This is a genomic window from Pediococcus inopinatus (genome assembly GCF_002982135.1).
In the GTDB taxonomy this organism is placed as follows: Bacteria; Bacillota; Bacilli; order Lactobacillales; family Lactobacillaceae; genus Pediococcus; species Pediococcus inopinatus.
Window position 1 is genome coordinate 589277 of sequence record NZ_CP019981.1, and the last position, 21399, is coordinate 610675.

13 protein-coding genes, 19 tRNA genes, 3 rRNA genes, 1 riboswitch and 1 other annotated feature are annotated in these 21399 nt (G+C 41.5%); of the genes, 32 read left to right on the top strand and 3 right to left on the bottom strand.

Features of this window, described 5'->3' with window-relative positions:
• Positions 1–43: 43 nt before the first annotated feature.
• The 28 genes from PI20285_RS03000 (at position 44) to PI20285_RS03135 (ending at position 12976) form a co-directional block, all read left to right on the top strand.
• Positions 44–241, top strand: a complete 198-nt coding sequence (locus PI20285_RS03000; protein ID WP_057774161.1) for a hypothetical protein — start codon at positions 44–46, stop codon at positions 239–241.
• A 163-nt stretch (positions 242–404) separates the two neighbouring features.
• Positions 405–671 carry a phosphocarrier protein HPr gene (locus tag PI20285_RS03005; RefSeq protein WP_057774159.1) on the top strand — a complete coding sequence of 89 codons (267 nt, stop codon included), beginning with the start codon at positions 405–407 and terminating at the stop codon, positions 669–671.
• Positions 671–2392 carry a phosphoenolpyruvate--protein phosphotransferase gene (ptsP, locus tag PI20285_RS03010; protein ID WP_057774157.1) on the top strand — a complete coding sequence of 574 codons (1722 nt, stop codon included), beginning with the start codon at positions 671–673 and terminating at the stop codon, positions 2390–2392. Before PI20285_RS03005 ends, ptsP begins: the two co-directional genes overlap by 1 nt.
• Before the next feature lie 218 nt (positions 2393–2610).
• The gene (locus PI20285_RS03015) at positions 2611–3786 is read left to right on the top strand and encodes a glycosyltransferase family 4 protein (protein WP_057774155.1); all 1176 of its coding nucleotides are present in this window, start codon (positions 2611–2613) and stop codon (positions 3784–3786) included.
• Positions 3787–3810: 24 nt separating this feature from the next.
• A complete protein-coding gene (locus PI20285_RS03020; RefSeq protein ID WP_105782252.1) occupies positions 3811–4818 on the top strand; it encodes a glycosyltransferase family 4 protein in 1008 nt (335 codons plus the stop codon).
• A 3-nt stretch (positions 4819–4821) separates the two neighbouring features.
• The gene (locus PI20285_RS03025; RefSeq protein ID WP_057774152.1) at positions 4822–5868 is read left to right on the top strand and encodes a lysylphosphatidylglycerol synthase transmembrane domain-containing protein; all 1047 of its coding nucleotides are present in this window, start codon (positions 4822–4824) and stop codon (positions 5866–5868) included.
• A gap of 428 nt (positions 5869–6296) precedes the next feature.
• Positions 6297–7874, top strand: a 16S ribosomal RNA gene (locus PI20285_RS03030).
• Between the two features lie 228 nt (positions 7875–8102).
• Positions 8103–11025: ribosomal RNA gene (locus tag PI20285_RS03035) — 23S ribosomal RNA — on the top strand.
• Between the two features lie 92 nt (positions 11026–11117).
• A 5S ribosomal RNA gene (rrf, locus tag PI20285_RS03040) occupies positions 11118–11234 on the top strand.
• The 16S, 23S and 5S rRNA genes sit together here with 19 tRNA genes alongside, the layout of an rRNA operon.
• A gap of 9 nt (positions 11235–11243) precedes the next feature.
• Positions 11244–11316: transfer RNA gene (locus PI20285_RS03045), tRNA-Val, on the top strand.
• A 2-nt stretch (positions 11317–11318) separates the two neighbouring features.
• Positions 11319–11391, top strand: a tRNA-Lys gene (locus PI20285_RS03050).
• Between the two features lie 47 nt (positions 11392–11438).
• Positions 11439–11511: transfer RNA gene (locus PI20285_RS03055), tRNA-Thr, on the top strand.
• Between the two features lie 12 nt (positions 11512–11523).
• Positions 11524–11595: transfer RNA gene (locus tag PI20285_RS03060), tRNA-Gly, on the top strand.
• 29 nt (positions 11596–11624) lie between these two features.
• Positions 11625–11710 (top strand) — tRNA-Leu (locus PI20285_RS03065).
• Positions 11711–11720: 10 nt separating this feature from the next.
• Positions 11721–11794 (top strand) — tRNA-Arg (locus tag PI20285_RS03070).
• A 4-nt stretch (positions 11795–11798) separates the two neighbouring features.
• A tRNA-Pro gene (locus PI20285_RS03075) sits at positions 11799–11872 on the top strand.
• Positions 11873–11905: 33 nt separating this feature from the next.
• Positions 11906–11979, top strand: a tRNA-Met gene (locus PI20285_RS03080).
• Positions 11980–12000: 21 nt separating this feature from the next.
• Positions 12001–12074: transfer RNA gene (locus PI20285_RS03085), tRNA-Ile, on the top strand.
• 50 nt (positions 12075–12124) lie between these two features.
• Positions 12125–12214 (top strand) — tRNA-Ser (locus PI20285_RS03090).
• A 10-nt stretch (positions 12215–12224) separates the two neighbouring features.
• Positions 12225–12298 (top strand) — tRNA-Met (locus PI20285_RS03095).
• 4 nt (positions 12299–12302) lie between these two features.
• Positions 12303–12377 (top strand) — tRNA-Asp (locus tag PI20285_RS03100).
• Between the two features lie 4 nt (positions 12378–12381).
• Positions 12382–12454: transfer RNA gene (locus tag PI20285_RS03105), tRNA-Phe, on the top strand.
• A gap of 16 nt (positions 12455–12470) precedes the next feature.
• Positions 12471–12541, top strand: a tRNA-Gly gene (locus tag PI20285_RS03110).
• 12 nt (positions 12542–12553) lie between these two features.
• Positions 12554–12628 (top strand) — tRNA-Ile (locus PI20285_RS03115).
• A 2-nt stretch (positions 12629–12630) separates the two neighbouring features.
• Positions 12631–12718 (top strand) — tRNA-Ser (locus tag PI20285_RS03120).
• Positions 12719–12726: 8 nt separating this feature from the next.
• A tRNA-Glu gene (locus PI20285_RS03125) sits at positions 12727–12799 on the top strand.
• Between the two features lie 24 nt (positions 12800–12823).
• A tRNA-Met gene (locus PI20285_RS03130) sits at positions 12824–12897 on the top strand.
• A gap of 4 nt (positions 12898–12901) precedes the next feature.
• Positions 12902–12976 (top strand) — tRNA-Asp (locus PI20285_RS03135).
• A gap of 173 nt (positions 12977–13149) precedes the next feature.
• Here PI20285_RS03135 and PI20285_RS03140 read toward each other — a convergent pair.
• Positions 13150–13875 (bottom strand): hypothetical protein, encoded by a 726-nt coding sequence (locus PI20285_RS03140; protein WP_057774877.1) that lies wholly within the window; start codon positions 13873–13875, stop codon positions 13150–13152.
• 214 nt (positions 13876–14089) lie between these two features.
• Positions 14090–14173: riboswitch (SMK box riboswitch) on the top strand.
• Between PI20285_RS03140 and metK the strand changes: the two genes are divergently transcribed.
• Entirely contained in the window at positions 14171–15358 is a 1188-nt protein-coding gene (gene metK / locus PI20285_RS03145) for a methionine adenosyltransferase (protein ID WP_057774874.1), read from the top strand. It overlaps the preceding riboswitch by 3 nt.
• A gap of 62 nt (positions 15359–15420) precedes the next feature.
• Entirely contained in the window at positions 15421–16890 is a 1470-nt protein-coding gene (locus PI20285_RS03150; protein ID WP_057774871.1) for an MDR family MFS transporter, read from the top strand.
• 39 nt (positions 16891–16929) lie between these two features.
• Here the strand turns inward: PI20285_RS03150 and mnmM are convergent, their stop codons facing one another.
• Both mnmM and PI20285_RS03160 read right to left on the bottom strand, forming a co-directional pair.
• Positions 16930–17496 (bottom strand): tRNA 5-(aminomethyl)-2-thiouridylate-methyltransferase MnmM, encoded by a 567-nt coding sequence (gene mnmM / locus PI20285_RS03155; protein WP_057774869.1) that lies wholly within the window; start codon positions 17494–17496, stop codon positions 16930–16932.
• Positions 17493–18137, bottom strand: coding sequence for a phosphatase PAP2 family protein (locus PI20285_RS03160; RefSeq protein WP_057774866.1), 645 nt, complete (start codon positions 18135–18137; stop codon positions 17493–17495). The genes mnmM and PI20285_RS03160 overlap by 4 nt, the downstream gene beginning before the upstream one ends.
• Positions 18138–18234: 97 nt before the next feature.
• Positions 18235–18452: a binding site (T-box leader), on the top strand.
• A gap of 54 nt (positions 18453–18506) precedes the next feature.
• On the opposite strand from PI20285_RS03160, the gene leuS reads away from it, so the two are divergent.
• Both leuS and PI20285_RS03170 read left to right on the top strand, forming a co-directional pair.
• Positions 18507–20921, top strand: a complete 2415-nt coding sequence (gene leuS, locus PI20285_RS03165; RefSeq protein WP_057774863.1) for a leucine--tRNA ligase — start codon at positions 18507–18509, stop codon at positions 20919–20921.
• 143 nt (positions 20922–21064) lie between these two features.
• On the top strand, positions 21065–21391 hold the full coding sequence (locus tag PI20285_RS03170; protein ID WP_057774860.1) for a hypothetical protein: 327 nt from the start codon (positions 21065–21067) through the stop codon (positions 21389–21391).
• Positions 21392–21399 lie beyond the last annotated feature (8 nt).

The following is a 21399-nucleotide window of genomic DNA, read 5'->3' on the forward strand; positions in this document are numbered from 1 at the left end:
AATCAACTAAACTAAAATTATCCAAAAAAGGGTAGGTGATTAAATGGCACGCGACTTTTCAAATTTATTAGAGCAGCTGCGTCAGGGAAGCATCAAGGAATTAATAGTTGAATCGGATGAGTTTCCCGATTTTCAACCTATTTATATGAAGTATGAGCAACGAAAAAGAATTATTGGTCAAGCTCAGAGAAACGGAAAAGTGGTTTACCATTTTGAAAGTGATGAAAACGGTAAATCTTAATTTTCTTTTAATTTCGTGAAAGGGCTTGTAATAATTTAGAGAAATTGCTAAAATCAATGGGAAAGGCTGATTATTTGTTAGTAGAATAAATGGTTATTTATTTTTTACTATTAAAAGAAAGCCCTTACCAAATTATATATATATTAAAGGAGATCGATTTATAATGGAAACACGCGACTTTCATATTATTGCAGAAACAGGTATTCATGCTCGTCCAGCTACTTTATTAGTACAGGCAGCTAGCAAATTTAACGCAGACGTTAAGTTAACTTACAAAGACAAATCAGTTAATTTGAAGTCTATTATGGGTGTAATGTCATTAGGTGTTGGTCAGAATGCTGATGTAACAGTTTCTGCCGATGGCGACGACGAAAAAGAAGCAATTGAAGCACTCGCAGATACAATGAAAAAGGAAGGACTTTCTGACTAATGACAAAAGAATTGAAGGGAATTGCTGCCAGTGATGGTGTTGCAATTGCGAAAGCATACATGCTTGTCGACCCTGATCTGTCATTTGATAAGAAAACAATTGATGATCCAGATGCTGAAATCAAACGACTTAGTGCCGCTTTGGACGCATCTAAATCAGAATTAGAGTTAATTAAAAGTAAGGCTTCCGAGAATCTTGGAGAGGATGAAGCCGAGGTTTTTGAAGCACATATTACGATTCTCTCCGATCCTGAATTAATTGGGAATATTGAAGATAAGATCAAGAACGATTCTGTAAATGCAGAACAAGCATTAAAAGATGTAACAGATGGTTTTATTGAAACATTTGAAGCTATGACTGATAACCAATACATGCAAGAACGTGCCGGAGATATCCGTGACGTCACAAAACGTGTAATGAGTCATTTATTAGGTGTTGAATTGCCAAATCCAGCCCTGATTAACTCTGAAGTGGTTATTGTAGCGCACGATTTGACTCCAAGTGATACTGCACAATTGGATCGCAAGTATGTCAAAGGCTTTATTACTGATATTGGTGGAAGAACTTCACATTCAGCAATTATGTCTCGAACACTTGAGATTCCTGCAGTTGTTGGTAGTGAAAAAGCTACAACAGAAATTAAATCCGGAGAAAATGTCGTTATTGACGGAATTCACGGTATCGCAATTGTTGAACCTGATGCTGACCAAGTTTCTAAGTATGAACTTATGCAAAAAGGATTCTTGGCACAAAAAGCTGAATGGGACAAACTTCGTGACGAAAAGACTTTGTCAAAAGATGGCGTTCACTTTGATTTAGCAGCTAATATTGGTACTCCAGATGATATTAAGGGAGTTGTCGATAATGGTGCTGAAGCAGTCGGCTTGTTCCGTTCTGAATTCTTATACATGGATGCCAGTGAGCTTCCAAGTGAAGATGATCAGTTTAAGGCATACAAAGCCGTTGTTGAAGGCATGAAGGGCAAACAAGTTGTTGTTCGGACAATGGATATTGGTGGAGACAAGCAGTTACCATACTTGCCACTTCCAGAAGAAATGAACCCATTCTTGGGCTACCGAGCAATTCGGATCAGTCTTGATCGTACGGACTTGTTCCGTACCCAGTTACGCGCATTATTGCGGGCTTCTGCATACGGAAAGCTTGCTATCATGTTCCCAATGATCGCAACCGTTGCTGAATTTAAGAAAGCTAAAGCTATCTTTGAAGATGAAAAACAAAAGATGGTTAAAGCTGGTACTAAGATCGGTGATGAAATCCAAGTTGGTATGATGATGGAAATCCCAGCTGCTGCAATTATTGCAGATAAGTTAGCTAAGTATGTTGACTTCTTCAGTATTGGTACCAACGATTTGATTCAGTATTCATTTGCTGCTGATCGTGGTAACGAAAAAGTTTCATACCTATATCAACCATATAATCCATCATTGTTACGTTTAATCAAACGTACAATTGATGCTTCTCATGCAGAAGGTAAATGGACTGGTATGTGTGGTGAAATGGCTGGAGATCAAACAGCTGTTCCAATTTTAATGGGTCTTGGTTTGGATGAATTCTCAATGAGTGCAACTTCAGTTTTGAAGACTCGTTCATTGATGAAACGCTTAGACACCAAAGAAATGAAGAAGTTAGCCGATAAAGCAGTTACTGAAGCAGAAACTAACGACGATGTTATCAAACTCGTTAATGATGCAGTTAAATAACTGAAATTAATTTTACTTAAAATCTCTTAGGATGATACATATCCTGAGAGATTTTTTGCTATACTAAAGCCGTTTAGTAAAGTGACTCAGAGATACCTTAACAAGATGAAGAATGGTTTTAAATTATTAGCGGAACCAAAAGCTAGTGTTATTTGCATAACACGCATGAAACCAATATAATTGAACTTAATTAAGTTTACGTTTTGAGGAGGATACTTGTGAATATCGGAATTTTTACGGACACGTATTACCCGCAGGTAAGCGGAGTTGCAACGTCGATTAAGACTTTGCGTGAGCAACTCGAAAAGCAAGGCCATCAAGTGTATATTTTTACTACTACGGATCCTAAAGTTGATAAGAATGTATATGAAAGAAATATTTTCCGTTTTACAAGTGTTCCCTTTGTTTCTTTCACTGACCGCAGAATTGCTGTAAGTGGGTTATTTAAAGCCTATCAGGTAGCAAAAGAATTGAATTTAGATATTGTGCATACGCAAACCGAGTTCTCTTTAGGCTGGATTGGTAAATTTGTTGCGAAGAATTTGAATATTCCTTGTGTGCATACGTATCATACGATGTACGAGGATTATTTGCATTACGTGGCGAATGGTCATTTGTTGCGGCCATATCACGTTAAACAAGCAATGCGGGCCTTCTGTTATCATCTGATGGGGGTGGTTGCGCCAAGTGAGCGAGTGATTAGAACACTTAATGGTTATGGCGTAAAATCACCGATTCGGATTATTCCAACAGGCGTGAACGTTAACCATTACGCTCAGCATGAGGATGTTGATTGGCGGGCAAAATATGGTTTCACTAAAAACACCAAAATTCTGCTTTCTTTAAGTCGTTTAGCATATGAAAAAAATATTCAAGAAGTTATTAAAACTTATCCGAAGATATTAGAGGTTGTGCCAGATAGCTTGTTATTAATCGTTGGAGATGGCCCCGCTCGTGAAACGCTTGAACAACAAGCACAGGACGCGGGAGTTGCAGATCATGTTAAATTCATGGGCGAGATTGATAACGATATTGTCTATCGTTTCTATCAAATGGCAGATTTATTTGTTTCGGCATCTGAGTCTGAATCACAAGGATTGACTTATATAGAGGCAATGGCGGCCGGACTTAAAATAGTTGTAAAAACTGGTCCATATACTGATAGTTTGCTGGATGATCCCTCACTGGGGGTTACGTTTGAAACAGAAGAGCAATTTGTTCATTTTGCTGAAAATTATTTGAACCATCCTGCAAGTTTTGAAGATCCAGAACCTCGGGAAAGAAAGCTGTATGAAATTTCTGCGGACCATTTTGGTAAGCAGGTTGTTGAGTTTTACAAAGATTCGTTAGTTTTGTATGCGGATCGGGAGGAAAGTTCGGATTTTTCAGATTAAGGGGGGATAGATTTGCGAATTAATATGTTTTCTTCGGCAACTAAAGTAAAAGGCCAAGGGGTTGGTAGTGCCTATGAAGAACTGATTTCTCTACTAAAGACGCATTTTCCAGAAGATTTTCAAGTGCAGATTAATAAGTTTAGTCGGTCTGAAATAAGTCACTATCATACGATTGATCCACAGTTTTATTTATCAACTTTTATGCCAGGAAGAGGTCGAAAAATTGGTTACGTCCATTTTTTGCCTGAAACTATTGATGGCAGTCTAAAAATTCCTCAACCATTTCGAGGGATCTTTTATAAATATATTATTGCGTTTTATAAACGGATGGATCATATTGTTGTGGTCAATCCGACTTTTATTCCTAAATTAACAGCTTATGGAATTCCTGAAGAAAAAATTAGTTATATTCCAAATTTTGTCCATAAAAGTGAATTCTATGAGATGGACCAAGATAAAAAACTGGCATTGCGTAAACAAATGAACCTTGATAAGGATAAATTTGTAATTTTAGGGATTGGTCAAGTTCAAGAGCGTAAAGGCGTCAAAGACTTTATTAAGCTTGCCGGGCAAAATCCACAAATCCAATTTATTTGGGCAGGGGGCTTTTCGTTTGGAAGAATGACTGATGGATATGCAGAACTCAAGAAGGTTGTGGACAATCCACCGGCTAATCTTAAATTTACAGGGATTATTGACCGCAGTGAATTGGTTAATTACTATAACGTGGCAAATCTATTTTTGCTCCCTTCCTATAATGAACTATTTCCAATGTCTGTATTGGAAGCTTTTAGTTGTGGCACGCCAGTACTATTGCGGGACCTTGATCTATATCAGGCCATTATCAAAGACTACTATGCTTCTGCAAAGGATGTAGGGGAAATGCAAACCCAAATTAGTTATCTGACGACGCATCCAGAAGCACTACAAAACTTACACGAAAAAGCTAACCAAGCTTCTGAACAATATTCAGAAGATCATTTAGCAAACATTTGGCATGGCTTTTATTTGCAGCAGGCAAGAGAGGGCTAATTTATGTCAAGAAGAAATAAGGTTGTTCTAGGTATAATGCTTGCGCTCGGAATTGCCATTTTTGGATTTTCGCTGCGTAATGTGAATCTACATAATCTAGGCCATGATATTTTACACATTCATTGGCAATGGCTAATTGTTGCTGTGATATGTATGTTACTGTATTTTGGGATTGAGGCCATCATTACTAGGATGTTTGTGACTAGCAATGGAGACCATTTCTCGTTTAGGGATGCAATCAGGATTCCATTGATTGAACAACTTTTTAACGGAATAACGCCATTTTCTTCAGGTGGACAGCCGGCACAATTGATAGCTTTAATGCAAAGTGGTGTTGAGGCAGGCAGAGCAAGTTCCGTACTATTAATGAAATTTGTTGTTTTCCAAGCGATGATTGTGATTAATTTCATGTTTAGTTTGTTGATCGGTTTTCAATATCTGACCGAAAAAATGAGCTATCTTTCTTTGTTTGTTGTTTTTGGATTTGTCATTCATTTTACAGTTATTATTGGCTTGCTACTGATCATGTATTGGCACGGCTTTACGAAAAAGTTGATTAGTTGGATTTTAATTCCAATTGGTTGGTTTGTTAAAGCAGAGCGCTATGATCGATGGAAACAAGCGTTGGATGAGAAAGTAGATACCTTTTACAAAGAGAGTGTGCGAATAAAAACACAATGGAAACTTTTGATTAAAGTTTTTGTCATGACTTTCTTTCAGTTATTATTTTATTACCTTGTGCCATACTATATTATGCTGTCCTTGGGATATACTGGTATAAACATTATTATGGTAACCTCATTACATGTTTTAATCGTTATGGTCATTTCGATTTTTCCAATTCCGGGAGGATCAGGTGGTGCAGAGTATAGTTTTGATGTGTTATTCTCCAGTTTTATTCACAGTAACAGCAAATTAGTATTGGCCATGTTACTTTGGCGATTGTTAACATATTATTTCGGAATATTTGCCGGAATGTTCGCTTTAGTTACAAAACCTGATAGAATAGATCGGAAAATTAAAAGAAATAAAGAGCGATTTTTAAAGTGATGACTATTAAAAGTTGTCGCTTTTTTGTTTGTTTCAAAAAAAGTTTCTTTAAATATTTTCAGGATTGACGGTGCTTTGAAGATACCACTTGGATGAAACTAGAAGTTTGCTCTTGACCAAGAACGGAATTCTTGATATGCTATTTAAGGTCGTTTTTGAGAGAATTATCTTTCGAACCACCGTTTCAAATGTTTTTTAAAAAGTTGAATTTGGTTGTTGACTTTTGTAAAAACTGATGATAAAGTTAAATAGTTGCGTTGAGGCGTTTAGCGCTTCCAACAGTGACTTAGTAGACCTTTGAAAACTGAACAAAGTTTCGACAAAGTAAAATGTGTAGGGTCTTCAAATGAAAATTTTGAAGCAAACATTTGCGAAGTCAATTCGTTTTAAACAATGAAACAACAAATGAGCTTGTAAAAACTCAAGTATAATATGAGAGTTTGATCTTGGCTCAGGATGAACGCTGGCGGCGTGCCTAATACATGCAAGTCGGACGCACTTTCGTTGAATGATTTAGAGATGCTTGCATCGAAGATGATTTTAACTATAAAGTGAGTGGCGAACGGGTGAGTAACACGTGGGTAACCTGCCCAGAAGTGGGGGATAACACCTGGAAACAGATGCTAATACCGCATAATAAAGTAAACCGCATGGTTTTCTTTTAAAAGATGGCTTCGGCTATCACTTCTGGATGGACCCGCGGCGTATTAGCTAGTTGGTGAGATAAAGGCCCACCAAGGCTGTGATACGTAGCCGACCTGAGAGGGTAATCGGCCACATTGGGACTGAGACACGGCCCAGACTCCTACGGGAGGCAGCAGTAGGGAATCTTCCACAATGGACGAAAGTCTGATGGAGCAACGCCGCGTGAGTGATGAAGGCTTTAGGGTCGTAAAACTCTGTTGTTGGAGAAGAACGTGTGTGAGAGTAACTGCTCATGCAGTGACGGTATCCAACCAGAAAGCCACGGCTAACTACGTGCCAGCAGCCGCGGTAATACGTAGGTGGCAAGCGTTATCCGGATTTATTGGGCGTAAAGCGAGCGCAGGCGGTTTCTTAAGTCTAATGTGAAAGCCTTCGGCTTAACCGAAGAAGTGCATTGGAAACTGGGAAACTTGAGTGCAGAAGAGGACAGTGGAACTCCATGTGTAGCGGTGAAATGCGTAGATATATGGAAGAACACCAGTGGCGAAGGCGGCTGTCTGGTCTGTAACTGACGCTGAGGCTCGAAAGCATGGGTAGCGAACAGGATTAGATACCCTGGTAGTCCATGCCGTAAACGATGAATGCTAAGTGTTGGAGGGTTTCCGCCCTTCAGTGCTGCAGCTAACGCATTAAGCATTCCGCCTGGGGAGTACGACCGCAAGGTTGAAACTCAAAAGAATTGACGGGGGCCCGCACAAGCGGTGGAGCATGTGGTTTAATTCGAAGCTACGCGAAGAACCTTACCAGGTCTTGACATCTTCTGCTAACCTAAGAGATTAGGCGTTCCCTTCGGGGACAGAATGACAGGTGGTGCATGGTTGTCGTCAGCTCGTGTCGTGAGATGTTGGGTTAAGTCCCGCAACGAGCGCAACCCCTATTATTAGTTGCCAGCATTAAGTTGGGCACTCTAGTGAGACTGCCGGTGATAAACCGGAGGAAGGTGGGGACGACGTCAAATCATCATGCCCCTTATGACCTGGGCTACACACGTGCTACAATGGACGGTACAACGAGTTGCGAGACCGCGAGGTTAAGCTAATCTCTTAAAACCGTTCTCAGTTCGGACTGCAGGCTGCAACTCGCCTGCACGAAGTTGGAATCGCTAGTAATCGCGGATCAGCATGCCGCGGTGAATACGTTCCCGGGCCTTGTACACACCGCCCGTCACACCATGAGAGTTTGTAACACCCAAAGCCGGTGGAGTAACCTTCGGGAGCTAGCCGTCTAAGGTGGGACAGATGATTGGGGTGAAGTCGTAACAAGGTAGCCGTAGGAGAACCTGCGGCTGGATCACCTCCTTTCTAAGGATATTTAGAAACGGAAACCTACACATATGTCGAAACTTTGTTTAGTTTTGAGAGGTTTACTCTCAAAATTTGTTCTTTGAAAACTAAATAATATCGAAAAATTTTCTAATTTTAATTATCAGATAATTAAACCGAGAACATTGCGTTTTATAGAGTTTTACAACAAGATTAGTTCTTAAAATAATCGCTAAACTCAAAACCACTTTATCTTCGATAAAGTTAGGTTAAGTTATAAAGGGCGCATGGTGAATGCCTTGGCACTAGGAGCCGATGAAGGACGGGACTAACACCGATATGCTTCGGGGAGCTGTAAGTAAGCTTTGATCCGGAGATTTCCGAATGGGGAAACCCAACAACATTAATCCGTTGTTACCACTACGTGAATTCATAGCGTGGCTGGAGGTAGACGTGGGGAACTGAAACATCTCAGTACCCACAGGAAGAGAAAGAAAAATCGATTCCCTGAGTAGCGGCGAGCGAAAGGGGAACAGCCCAAACCAGGAAGCTTGCTTCCTGGGGTTGTAGGACTGAACATTTGAGTTACCAAAGATTTTCATAGCCGAACAGTCTGGGAAGACTGGCCAGAGCGGGTGATAGCCCCGTAGGCAAAATGAAGATCTCTCAGTTCAGGATCCTGAGTACGGCGGAACACGTGTAACTCCGTCGGAATCCGGGAGGACCATCTCCCAAGGCTAAATACTCCCTAGTGACCGATAGTGAACCAGTACCGTGAGGGAAAGGTGAAAAGCACCCCGGAAGGGGAGTGAAACAGTTCTTGAAACCATGTGCCTACAAGAAGTCAGAGCCCGTTAATGGGTGATGGCGTGCCTTTTGTAGAATGAACCGGCGAGTTACGTTTGCATGCCAGGTTAAGTTGAAGAAACGGAGCCGTAGCGAAAGCGAGTCTGAATAGGGCGACTGAGTATGCAGATGTAGACCCGAAACCAAGTGACCTACCCATGTCCAGGTTGAAGGTGCGGTAAAACGCACTGGAGGACCGAACTCGTGTACGTTGAAAAGTGCTGAGATGAGGTGTGGGTAGCGGTGAAATTCCAAACGAACTTGGAGATAGCTGGTTCTCTCCGAAATAGCTTTAGGGCTAGCCTCGGACTTAGGATCATGGAGGTAGAGCCACTGTTTGGACTAGGGGCCCATCTAGGGTTACTGAATTCAGATAAACTCCGAATGCCATTGATTTATGTCCGGGAGTCAGACGGTGAGTGATAAGATCCATCGTCGAAAGGGGAACAGCCCAGACCACCAGTTAAGGTCCCTAAATATATGTTAAGTGGAAAAGGATGTGGAGTTGCATAGACAACTAGGATGTTGGCTCAGAAGCAGCCATCATTTAAAGAGTGCGTAATAGCTCACTAGTCGAGTGATTCTGCGCCGAAAATGTACCGGGGCTTAAACATATTACCGAGACTGTGGATGCCACCGTAAGGTGGCGTGATAGGAGAGCGTTCTAAGTGCGATGAAGGCAGACCGTGAGGACTGTTGGAGCGCTTAGAAGTGAGAATGCCGGTATGAGTAGCGAAAGACAGGTGAGAATCCTGTCCACCGAATGACTAAGGTTTCCTGGGGAAGGCTCGTCCTCCCAGGGTTAGTCGGGACCTAAGTCGAGGCCGAGAGGCGTAGACGATGGATAACAGGTTGAGATTCCTGTACTAGTTAAACTTGTTTGAACAATGGAGGGACGCAGTAGGCTAAGGAAAGCACACAGTTGGATAAGTGTGCCCAAGCAACAAGTCTTAGATAGAGTCAAATGCTTTATCTTTTAAGGACAAGTTGTGATGGGGAGCGAAATTTAAGTAGCGAAGTTCCTGATGTCACACTGCCGAGAAAAGCTTCTAGTTAGAGTTTAACTACCCGTACCGCAAACCGACACAGGTAGTCGAGGAGAGTATCCTAAGGTGTGCGAGAGAACTCTCGTTAAGGAACTCGGCAAAATGACCCCGTAACTTCGGAAGAAGGGGTGCTGATCGCAAGATCAGCCGCAGTGAATAGGCCCAGGCGACTGTTTATCAAAAACACAGGTTTCTGCAAAATCGTAAGATGACGTATAGGGGCTGACACCTGCCCGGTGCTGGAAGGTTAAGTGAATGAGTTAGCTTCGGCGAAGCTTTGAAATGAAGCCCCAGTAAACGGCGGCCGTAACTATAACGGTCCTAAGGTAGCGAAATTCCTTGTCGGGTAAGTTCCGACCCGCACGAAAGGTGTAACGATCTGGGCACTGTCTCAACGAGAGACTCGGTGAAATTATAATACCCGTGAAGATGCGGGTTACCCGCGACAGGACGGAAAGACCCCATGGAGCTTTACTGTAGCTTGATATTGAGTGTTTGTACAACTTGTACAGGATAGGTAGGAGCCGTAGATACCGGAACGCTAGTTTCGGTGGAGGCGTTGGTGGGATACTACCCTCGTTGTGTGAACCCTCTAACCCGCGCCACTAAGCGTGGCGGGAGACAGTGTCAGGTGGGCAGTTTGACTGGGGCGGTCGCCTCCTAAAGAGTAACGGAGGCGCCCAAAGGTTCCCTCAGAATGGTTGGAAATCATTCGCAGAGTGTAAAGGCACAAGGGAGCTTGACTGCGAGACAGACAGGTCGAGCAGGGACGAAAGTCGGGCTTAGTGATCCGGTGGTACCGTATGGAAGGGCCATCGCTCAACGGATAAAAGCTACCCTGGGGATAACAGGCTTATCTCCCCCAAGAGTTCACATCGACGGGGAGGTTTGGCACCTCGATGTCGGCTCATCGCATCCTGGGGCTGTAGTCGGTCCCAAGGGTTGGGCTGTTCGCCCATTAAAGCGGTACGCGAGCTGGGTTCAGAACGTCGTGAGACAGTTCGGTCCCTATCCGTCGCGGGCGTAGGAAATTTGAGAGGATCTGTCCTTAGTACGAGAGGACCGGGATGGACATACCGCTGGTGTACCAGTTGTTCCGCCAGGAGCATCGCTGGGTAGCTACGTATGGATGAGATAAACGCTGAAAGCATCTAAGTGTGAAACTCGCCTCGAGATGAGATTTCCCATTCCATTTATGGAAGTAAGACCCCTGAGAGATGATCAGGTAGATAGGTTGGGAGTGGAAGTGTAGTGATACATGGAGCGGACCAATACTAATCGGTCGAGGACTTAACCACAAAGTGGTGTTCTCAAAGAGAAGATTTCGATATTATTTAGTTTTGAGAGAATAAATTTCTTTCACACGAGCCGCGGAAGTGGATCGGAGAAGTGTGGTGACGATAGTGAGAAGGATACACCTGTTCCCATGTCGAACACAGAAGTTAAGCTTCTTAACGCCGAGAGTAGTTGGGGGATCGCTCCCTGCGAGGGTAGGACGTTGCCATGCGTTTATTATGGAGGATTAGCTCAGTTGGGAGAGCGTCTGCCTTACAAGCAGAGGGTCACAGGTTCGAGCCCTGTATCCTCCATTGAGCCGTTAGCTCAGTTGGTAGAGCATCTGACTTTTAATCAGAGGGTCGGCAGTTCGAGACTGCCACGGCTCATTGGCACTATGTGCCTTTGTTTTTTAAATAATTAATTATAGAATGATGCCGACTTAGCTCAGTTGGCAGAGCATCTGTCTTGTAAACAGGGGGTCGGAGGTTCGAATCCTCTAGTCGGCATTTTATAATTATGCGGAAGTAGTTCAGTGGTAGAACATCACCTTGCCATGGTGGGGGTCGCGAGTTCGAATCTCGTCTTCCGCTTTGTAGTTTCAGCTACAAGCACAAGCATTGCCGGGGTGGCGGAATTGGCAGACGCACAGGACTTAAAATCCTGCGGTCAGTGATGACCGTACCGGTTCGATCCCGGTCCTCGGCATTTTTAATAAGCACCCATAGCGCAATTGGATAGAGTGTCTGACTACGAATCAGAAGGTTGTAGGTTCGACTCCTACTGGGTGCATTTTCGGGAAGTAGCTCAGCTTGGTAGAGCACCTGGTTTGGGACCAGGGGGTCGCAGGTTCGAATCCTGTCTTCCCGATTAAATGGTTTTATATACATTTATATTTAAGATCGCGGTGTAGCTCAGCTGGCTAGAGCGTCCGGTTCATACCCGGGAGGTCGAGGGTTCGATCCCCCCTGCCGCGATAGGTTTTAATATACGAACTTGGACCTTTAGCTCAGTTGGTTAGAGCAGACGGCTCATAACCGTTCGGTCGTAGGTTCGAGTCCTACAAGGTCCATCTAATGTGTTTTTGATATGTTAGTGGGCATGAAAACCGTATATTGTAATGGAGGATTACCCAAGTCTGGCTGAAGGGAACGGTCTTGAAAACCGTCAGGTGGGTCAAACCACGCGAGAGTTCGAATCTCTCATCCTCCTTTTTTATTATCGCGGGATGGAGCAGTCTGGTAGCTCGTCGGGCTCATAACCCGAAGGTCGCAGGTTCAAACCCTGCTCCCGCAATTATGGTTCCATGGTCTAGTTGGTTTAGGACGCCTGCCTGTCACGCAGGAGATCACGAGTTCGAGTCTCGTTGGAACCGTTATGGCTCGGTAGCTCAGTTGGTAGAGCAACGGATTGAAGCTCCGTGTGTCGGCAGTTCGATTCTGTCCCGCGCCATCTAATGTTCATTTATGCGGGTGTAGTTTAGTGGTAAAATCACAGCCTTCCAAGCTGTTGTCGCGAGTCCGATTCTCGTCACCCGCTTTTTCATATGATGGGCCTATAGCTCAGCTGGTTTAGAGCGCACGCCTGATAAGCGTGAGGTCGATGGTTCAAGTCCATTTAGGCCCATTGGAGAAGTACTCAAGTGGCTGAAGAGGCGCCCCTGCTAAGGGTGTAGGTCGCGTAAGCGGCGCAAGGGTTCAAATCCCTTCTTCTCCGTTTTTTTTGACCCGTTGGTCAAGTGGTTTAAGACACTGCCCTTTCACGGCAGTAACATGGGTTCGAATCCCGTACGGGTCATTTTCACAGTTTTATTAATATTATCGCGGGATGGAGCAGTCTGGTAGCTCGTCGGGCTCATAACCCGAAGGTCGCAGGTTCAAACCCTGCTCCCGCAATTATGGTTCCATGGTCTAGTTGGTTTAGGACGCCTGCCTGTCACGCAGGAGATCACGAGTTCGAGTCTCGTTGGAACCGTCTCGGAAAAATAAATAAAGAATGCTAAAGAGGCTAACACAATAGGTGTTAGCCTCTTTTTGCAATTCAAATATTAACCTAACCTCGTTTAGAAGTTCAATCAATATTAGGCTCGATTTAGAGAAAAATCCCAATAGCCAAAAGCTATCAGGATTAAGTAGAAATGTTGGAGATTATTTCATGAGAATTAGAACGTTAAAAAATAAACATAAGATCACATTTACAGTTAGTAACAGTTTAGGCTGTTTCGCAAATTGTTGATAACCCCAAGAAATTAAAACTAACAGGCCGGCAATTAAAGTATAAGTGTTTAAATTACCAAGAACTGTTAGACCGACACAAAGGATACCAAGGATTAAATTAAAAATACCTGAATGAGAAATTTCTTTTATAAAAAATGGATAAAAGAAAAACAAGGCACTGAGTAGGGGAATAATTAAAATTTTTAAGAAATTTGTTGATAAAAACCCACATTGAACATAGAAGAATGTTTCTGGAAGAATGAACATGGAACTAATTGCGAACAAAAGCCAGCCAGCCCAGTTGTTTTTCGCTGAAAAAAGAAACGGCAGTAATGAGAGGAGACAAGTGAAAAGCAGTAGCCCAATTGTGGGTGCAATGCTCGAAAAAGAGAATGCCACAACTAAAATTGAAATTCCCGTCATGCCAAGGAAAATGGGGATTGGCATTTTGTTTGTGAAGCGGTCAAAAATCAGGAAATTGAACATAAAAACAAATAAAATTAAAATCACTTGATTCGTAAAAGTATGCTGAATCGTTGTGCTAACTTGGTGGCCATACATTGAAGGAATTAGCCAAGTCGCAAATGTTTGGATGACTGTCAATGTTACGGGAATAATTGTTTTTTTATTTACAGTCGTTAAATGTATCTTTTGCATATTTATTTTCTCCTATGTGAAATACTTCAATCGTAAACAAAGTTTGCCAGAACGTCAACCAAAATCTGTCTTTTAAAGGTTTTCTATTTGTGATAGACTTGTTAAGATGGTTTTTAATTCTAAACTTAATTGAGAAAAGCTGTAGCAATCAACTCTTTAAACTTAATTTGGCGAAGAATACAAAGACGTCATTGCACAGGTTATGATATTGAACAAACATTATTTTGTTCCCGAAAGGATTTGCGTAAAAGCAAAGATACCTTGTAACCGTTTATAATAAGGGGGAAATTTTCAAATGCAAGAGAGACATTTATTTACATCGGAATCAGTTTCAGAGGGTCATCCAGATAAAATTGCTGATCAAATCAGTGACGCTATTTTGGATGCCATGTTGGAACAAGATCCAGAAGCTCGAGTAGCCTGTGAAACGACCGTGACAACAGGATTAGTTGTTGTCGTTGGTGAAATTAGTACAACGGCTTATGTTGATATTCAAAAGACAGTTCGAAATACCATTAAAGAAATTGGTTATAAAGATGGTCAATACGGATTTGATGGAGACAACTGTGCCGTGATGATTGCTATCGATGAACAATCACCTGATATTGCTCAGGGGGTTGACGATTCTTTAGAAACTCGTGAAGGTGACGAGGATCCATTAGACAAGATTGGTGCTGGTGATCAGGGATTAATGTTTGGCTTTGCCATTGATGAAACACCTGAATTAATGCCATTACCAATTATGCTTAGTCATCATTTGATGCAAAAGACGGCTCAGGTTCGTAAATCTGGTGAATTACGTTACTTGCGTCCAGATGCTAAGGCTGAAGTGACTGTGGAGTATGATGACAACGAAAAACCAGTTCGGGTTGATACCGTTGTTTTGAGTACTCAGCATGATCCAAACGTATTGCTTGAAACAATTCGTGAAGATGTCATTGAACATATTATCAAACCAGTGATTCCTGCTGAGTTACTTGATGATAATACTAAGTATTTCATTAATCCAACTGGCCGCTTTGTTATTGGTGGACCACAAGGAGATGCCGGATTAACTGGTCGTAAGATTATTGTTGATACTTACGGTGGTTTTGCTCGTCATGGTGGCGGTGCTTTCTCCGGAAAAGACGCAACTAAAGTTGACCGTTCAGCTAGTTATGCGGCTCGTTACATTGCGAAAAACATTGTAGCTGCCGGACTGGCACACAAAGTTGAAGTTCAGATAGCTTATGCCATTGGTGTGGCTCAACCAGTATCAATTTCTGTAGATACTTTTGGAACAGGAACTGTTTCAGAGGAAAAGCTTGCTGCCGCAATTCGAAAAGTTTTCGATTTACGACCAGCAGGAATTATTAAAATGTTAGACTTGCAGCGACCAATTTACAAAAAGACCGCTGCTTATGGACATTTTGGTCGAACAGACGTTGATTTACCTTGGGAGCATACCGATAAGGTCGATGCTTTAAAAGAATTATTGAAGTAAGAATTTAAATGATCTCTTCCGCAATTCGCGTGGGAGAGGTTTTTTAGTTGGAGAGGGACTACATGACAACAAAAAAAACAAATGTTACTTTAGTCACCATTGCAATTTTTGTGGCCACATTTTTAACTGCCGTTGAAGGTACAATTGTATCAACGGCGATGCCTACAATTGTTGGCGATTTACATGGCGTTAACTTAATGAACTGGATTGTATCCATTTATTTATTAACGAATGCGGTAGCAACGCCCATTTATGGGAAGTTGGCTGATCTTTTTGGGCGAAAACGAATTTTTATTATTGGAATTATGATTTTTATTATTGGATCGGTTTTAAGCGGAACTGCTAATTCGATGCCTACTTTGATTGGGTGGCGAGCCTTACAAGGGATTGGAGCCGGCTGTATTATGCCTGTTTCAAATACGATTATCGCTGACATTTATCCCTTCGAGAAACGAGCACGTGTGATGGGATTCAATGGGGCTGCTTGGGGAATTGCGGCAATTATCGCGCCATTATTGGGTGGTTTTATTGTTGATAAACTGACTTGGCACTGGGTATTTTTCATTAATGTGCCAATCGGACTTTTGACAGTGTTATTGATCGCTTTGTATTTACACGAGAAACCACATACGGCTGTCGGCAAAATTGATTATTTAGGAAGTCTTTGGCTGACATTGACGTTATTGAGTCTAATGTATGGTTTTCAGATCCTTGGTGAAGCCAACTTTGCTTGGACGTCCGTGATAGTTTGCTTTGTCATTACCTTGGTAGCACTCTACTTATTTATCAATCGTGAAAAACGGGCATCAGATCCGATTATTTCGTTAAAATTATTTAAGAACCGTACTTTTGTCACCCAAAATTTGGCAACGATGCTTGTTTCTGGCTTTCTGATCGGTTTTGAAGTTTATTTGCCGACTTGGACGCAAGGAATTCTTGGCTTACCAGCTTCTTTGGCAGGGTTCGCGGTAACACCAAGTTCGGTAATGTGGATTTTTGGTTCGTTTTTAGCAGGGAAGTTTATTCTTAAACTAACACCAAAACAGACCTTGATGATTAGTTTGGTTTTCTTACTGATTGGTAGTGCCTGGCTGGCGTTACTTCCACAAACAACCCCATTTTGGTTGTTCTTTGTGATTGCCACCGTATTAGGAACAGGGTTTGGAATTACCATTACATCGACTACGGTGACTTCACAACGGTTGGTTGCCGCAAAAGATATGGGAGTGGCAACTTCATTTAATACTTTGGCAAGAACGCTTGGTCAAACGCTGATGATGTCCATTTTTGGAATTATTATGAATGGGACTATGAATAAAGGGGTTGCCCATAATTCAGATCTTAATATTGGCATGATGAATAAGTTAATTAATCCGCAGACGGCTTCATCATTACCAGCCAAACTGATTCCAGAATTACGGACGATTTTGTATCAAGCCTTGCACAATATTTATTTAGCAGGTGTGATCTTAATTGTACTGGCCATTTTAATTAATAGTTTGGATTATCGGCATTCAAAAACAACTAACTAAAAAATCGATTTCTGCCTTTAAAAGCAGGAATCGATTTTTTTAGCGTTTTTGAATGGCAAATAAAATTGGCGGATCATTTTGTTGATTAATGAACTGATAGGTTAACACTTGAAAGTCTTTTTGAGGTAAATTTTTTAGGAAATCTTGTAGGGATTCAAGTTCTTCACGCCCACCTGGATGACCATAGTAACTGACGACAACGACTAAACCACCGACACTTAGCATTGATAAACATTGATTGATAGCCGCAATGGTCGTTTTGCCATGGGTTACCACTGATTTATCGCTTCCTGGGAGATAGCCGAGGTTAAAAATAGCTGCTGAAATTTCCGTATCTTCTGGGGTATGGTTGTTAATGTGTTCATGGCCATCCTTGATCAAAGTCGTTTGGGGTAACAATCCAGTTAATAAGAGTTGGGTTTTCGTTTTCTCTAATCCGCTTGATTGAACATCAAATCCATAGACATGGCCAGATTTTCCTACACTGGCGGCTAAATAAACAGTATCGTTTCCATTTCCGACGGTGGCATCAATCACAGTATCTCCTGGGACAACCACTTGATCTAACAAAGTGTGACTATAACGTAATGCTGATTCTAAATTCATTTTTGAACAAGCTCCTTTTTACTTGGCAAAACTAAATAGGCAGTCAATAAGACAATGGTGGTCCCCAAAAGAAAGCCACCAAGTACGTCACTAGGGTAGTGGACGTTTAAGTAAATACGTGAAATTCCAATTAGGATAATAAAAATAAAGGCAATTAGATAAATGAGCCAGCGCTGCCAACTTTTTTTAACCAGCACAGCTGCAATGATAATGATAGTTCCTAAAAGAACTGTAATACCAGTAGAATGGCCACTTGGAAAACTATAACCCCCAATGGAAATCAGTTTATGAAGGGGACGAGGTCTTTTAATAATTAGTTTGATGGCTTGATTTCCAGAAGTTGCGAGTAAAAGAGCAAGTGCGGTAAAGCTCAGTAATCTAGAATGTTTTTTGTAAAGTAGCCAAGCAACCAAGACTAAAATAAAACCAATGTGCGGTAATGGATTACCTAGAGTTGTTAAGAATAGAAAAAAACTAGTTTTGTTTGCTGTGCGATTTGTTTGAATAAAGCTGGCGATAATTTGATCAAATTGTTTAACCAAATTAGTTTGTAAGTAAACTGAGGTCATCAGACCAATAAAAAGAATAGCAGTGATTAAACCAAAAATGAGCCATAAATGATGTTGTTTAGTGGATGACATAAAATTCTCCTTCTTAACTTTCCTAATGCGCTTCTAGTATATCAGATTTCTATCAGCATCTTGCTTTTTTGTGGTTAGTTTGATAGGATTAATCCATTAATATTAGTTGAAAAGAAATAGTAAGCACAGAACCCTTTTTCAGAAACTATACGGTTAATGTGAGTATGGATTGGAACTGTGCTGAACTCATCTTTTTGGTGATTAATGGTGAAGACAAAGTAGCTGTTAACGTGAATTCGCGTTAAGAATTTGAGAGTTCGACTGACTTATTCAATCGTAAATATAGGTGGTACCGCGGAAACTTCCGTCCTATAAGATATTTTTTGATATCTTATAGGACTTTTTTTATTTTAGAAAGGGTGGAACAAATTGGCATATAATCACGATATAATTGAGCGCAAATGGCAGCATTACTGGCGCGAAAACAAAACATTCAAAACAGTTGAGGATTCAAGCAAGCCTAAATACTATGTTTTGGATATGTTCCCTTATCCTTCTGGTCAGGGTTTACATGTTGGGCATCCTGAAGGCTACACAGCAACTGATATCATGGCTCGTTTCAAACGGATGCAAGGCTACAAAGTTCTTCATCCAATGGGTTGGGATGCATTCGGATTACCAGCTGAACAATACGCATTGAAAACTGGCCATAATCCCCGTGAATTTACTAATCAAAATATTAAAAATTTTAAACGTCAAATTCGCTCACTTGGTTTTTCATATGATTGGGATCGTGAAATTAACACAACCGACCCTAAGTACTACAAGTGGACTCAGTGGATTTTTGAACAATTATATAAAAAGGGATTAGCTTACGAAAAAGAAACCCTAGTTAACTGGGCTCCTGATATGATGGGAGGCACAGTTGTTGCCAATGAAGAAGTTATTAATGGCAAAACAGAACGTGGTGGATATCCGGTTTATCGGGTTCCAATGAAGCAGTGGATGCTTAAGATTACGGCATATGCAGATCGGCTGTTGGATGACTTAGATTTAATTGATTGGCCTGAAAGCATTAAAGAAATGCAACGTAACTGGATCGGTCGTTCAACAGGTGCTAGCGTCAACTTTAAAGTTGAAGGTACAGATGATGAAATTGAAGTCTATACAACCCGTCCTGACACGCTGTTTGGCGCAAGTTACATGGTTATCGCACCAGAACACTCATTGGTCAAAAAGATCACGACAGACGCTCAAAAAGCAGCTGTGGAAGCCTATGAGAAGAAGATTGAAACTAAATCTGATTTGGAGCGGACCGATTTAAACAAAGACAAGACCGGTGTATTCACTGGAGCTTACGGAATTAATCCAGTTAATGGCGAAAAATTACCAATTTGGATTGCCGATTATGTGTTGGCTTCATACGGAACTGGTGCAATTATGGCTGTTCCGGCGCATGATCAACGTGATTGGGAGTTTGCCAAGAAGTTTGATTTGCCAATAAAACCAGTTATTGAAGGCGGCGATGTAGAGGATGCTCCTTACACTGGGGATGGTGTGCACATTAACTCTGAGTTCTTAAATGGCTTGGATAAGGCGACGGCGATTGATAAAATGTTGGCCTGGCTTGAAGATAAGGGTGCTGGGCATAAGAAAGTTAATTACCGTTTACGGGACTGGATTTTCTCACGCCAACGTTACTGGGGTGAACCAATTCCCGTCATTCACTGGGAAGATGGGGAAACAACTTTAGTCCCAGAAGACGAATTGCCACTAAAATTACCAGCAACAAAAGATCTTCAAACTTCTGGATCATACGAAAGTCCGCTTGCTAACCTGACAGATTGGGTTAATGTTGTAGATAAAAATGGTCGTAAGGGCCGGCGTGAAACAAACACAATGCCACAATGGGCGGGGAGTTCATGGTATTTCTTGAGATATATTGATCCACATAATGAAGATCGAATTGCTGATATGGATCTTTTGAAGGAATGGTTACCCGTTGATCTATATATCGGTGGTGCAGAGCATGCGGTCTTACATTTACTTTATGCCCGATTCTGGCACAAAGTTTTGTATGATATCGGAGTTGTTCCAACTAAGGAACCTTTCCAGAGGTTGGTTAACCAAGGCATGATCTTGGGTGATAATCACGAAAAAATGTCTAAGTCTAAAGGCAACGTTATTAATCCAGATGATATTGTGGATCAGTACGGCGCAGATACCTTGCGGCTTTACGAAATGTTCATGGGACCTTTGACTGAATCGGTGGCATGGAGTGAAGATGGCATTCATGGTAGTGAAAAATGGATTGAACGTGTTTGGCGTTTGATGATTGATGAAAATAATCATCCTCGTGATCGCGTGACAACATTTAATGATGGCAAACTTGATAAAGTTTATAATCAGACTGTGAAGAAAGTCACGGAAGATTTTGAACATTTACATTACAACACGGCCATTTCCCAAATGATGGTATTTGTGAACGAAGCGTATAAGGTAGATGCCTTACCTTTAGCCTACATGGAAGGCTTTGTAAAAATGATTTCACCAATTATGCCGCATGTTGCAGAAGAATTATGGCAATTATTAGGTCATAATGAAACCATTACGTATGCTGCTTGGCCAACTTTTGATCCGAAAAAATTGGAAGAATCAACAGTTCAAATCGTTCTTCAAGTGAACGGTAAAGTTCGTTCTCACATGAAGGTTGCTAAAGACACAAGCAAAGATGAACTCGAGAAATTGGCTTTGGCCGATGCAGGTATGCAAGAATGGTTAGATGGCAAAACGATCCGAAAGGTGATTGCCATTCCAAATAAGATTGTGAATATCGTTGTTTAATTCAACTAAATAAACAGATCCAAAAGGCGCCCAGAGCTTATTTCTGGACGCCTTTTTGTTAGACTTGAAAGTAATTCTAGATATGATACGCTAGAACTTAGTATTTTGAAATTATTCAATTGAAAATAGAGGCTTTAAAAAATATGACTATTGATAGTATAGTGGGCAACATCGTTTCAGAAATTAATATGCGGTTGCATCCTCGCACAGATGGAATTAAGTACCAGTTTGAGAGATGCACATTTCCTGTTACATTTACGCGGGATGGCTATAAAGAGGCTGACGGTTGTGCCATTTTTTTAGTAGAAACAGATGGCAGCTATACAGTGACTAAGTTTGAGTCGCGGTACATGGATGTTGAAGATCCCTTGCGGAAAGTCTATCACGGAGCCTATTTTGAATGCGATGAGGAACCGACAGCCATGGACGAGCTCATTGAAGACGTGGCAGCCGGGGTTTCAAAAAATTAATTATGGAT

What these genes read in the sequence shown, in the direction of transcription:
- PI20285_RS03150 (WP_057774871.1), top strand. Translation starts at nt 15,421, where the DNA reads ATGACAACAAAAAAAACAAATGTTACTTTAGTCACCATTGCAATTTTT.
- PI20285_RS03005 (WP_057774159.1), top strand. Translation starts at nt 405, where the DNA reads ATGGAAACACGCGACTTTCATATTATTGCAGAAACAGGTATTCATGCT.
- PI20285_RS03170 (WP_057774860.1), top strand. Translation starts at nt 21,065, where the DNA reads ATGACTATTGATAGTATAGTGGGCAACATCGTTTCAGAAATTAATATG.
- mnmM (WP_057774869.1), bottom strand. Translation starts at nt 17,496, where the DNA reads ATGAATTTAGAATCAGCATTACGTTATAGTCACACTTTGTTAGATCAA.
- ptsP (WP_057774157.1), top strand. Translation starts at nt 671, where the DNA reads ATGACAAAAGAATTGAAGGGAATTGCTGCCAGTGATGGTGTTGCAATT.
- PI20285_RS03140 (WP_057774877.1), bottom strand. Translation starts at nt 13,875, where the DNA reads ATGCAAAAGATACATTTAACGACTGTAAATAAAAAAACAATTATTCCC.
- PI20285_RS03160 (WP_057774866.1), bottom strand. Translation starts at nt 18,137, where the DNA reads ATGTCATCCACTAAACAACATCATTTATGGCTCATTTTTGGTTTAATC.
- PI20285_RS03025 (WP_057774152.1), top strand. Translation starts at nt 4,822, where the DNA reads ATGTCAAGAAGAAATAAGGTTGTTCTAGGTATAATGCTTGCGCTCGGA.
- PI20285_RS03020 (WP_105782252.1), top strand. Translation starts at nt 3,811, where the DNA reads ATGTTTTCTTCGGCAACTAAAGTAAAAGGCCAAGGGGTTGGTAGTGCC.
- metK (WP_057774874.1), top strand. Translation starts at nt 14,171, where the DNA reads ATGCAAGAGAGACATTTATTTACATCGGAATCAGTTTCAGAGGGTCAT.
- PI20285_RS03000 (WP_057774161.1), top strand. Translation starts at nt 44, where the DNA reads ATGGCACGCGACTTTTCAAATTTATTAGAGCAGCTGCGTCAGGGAAGC.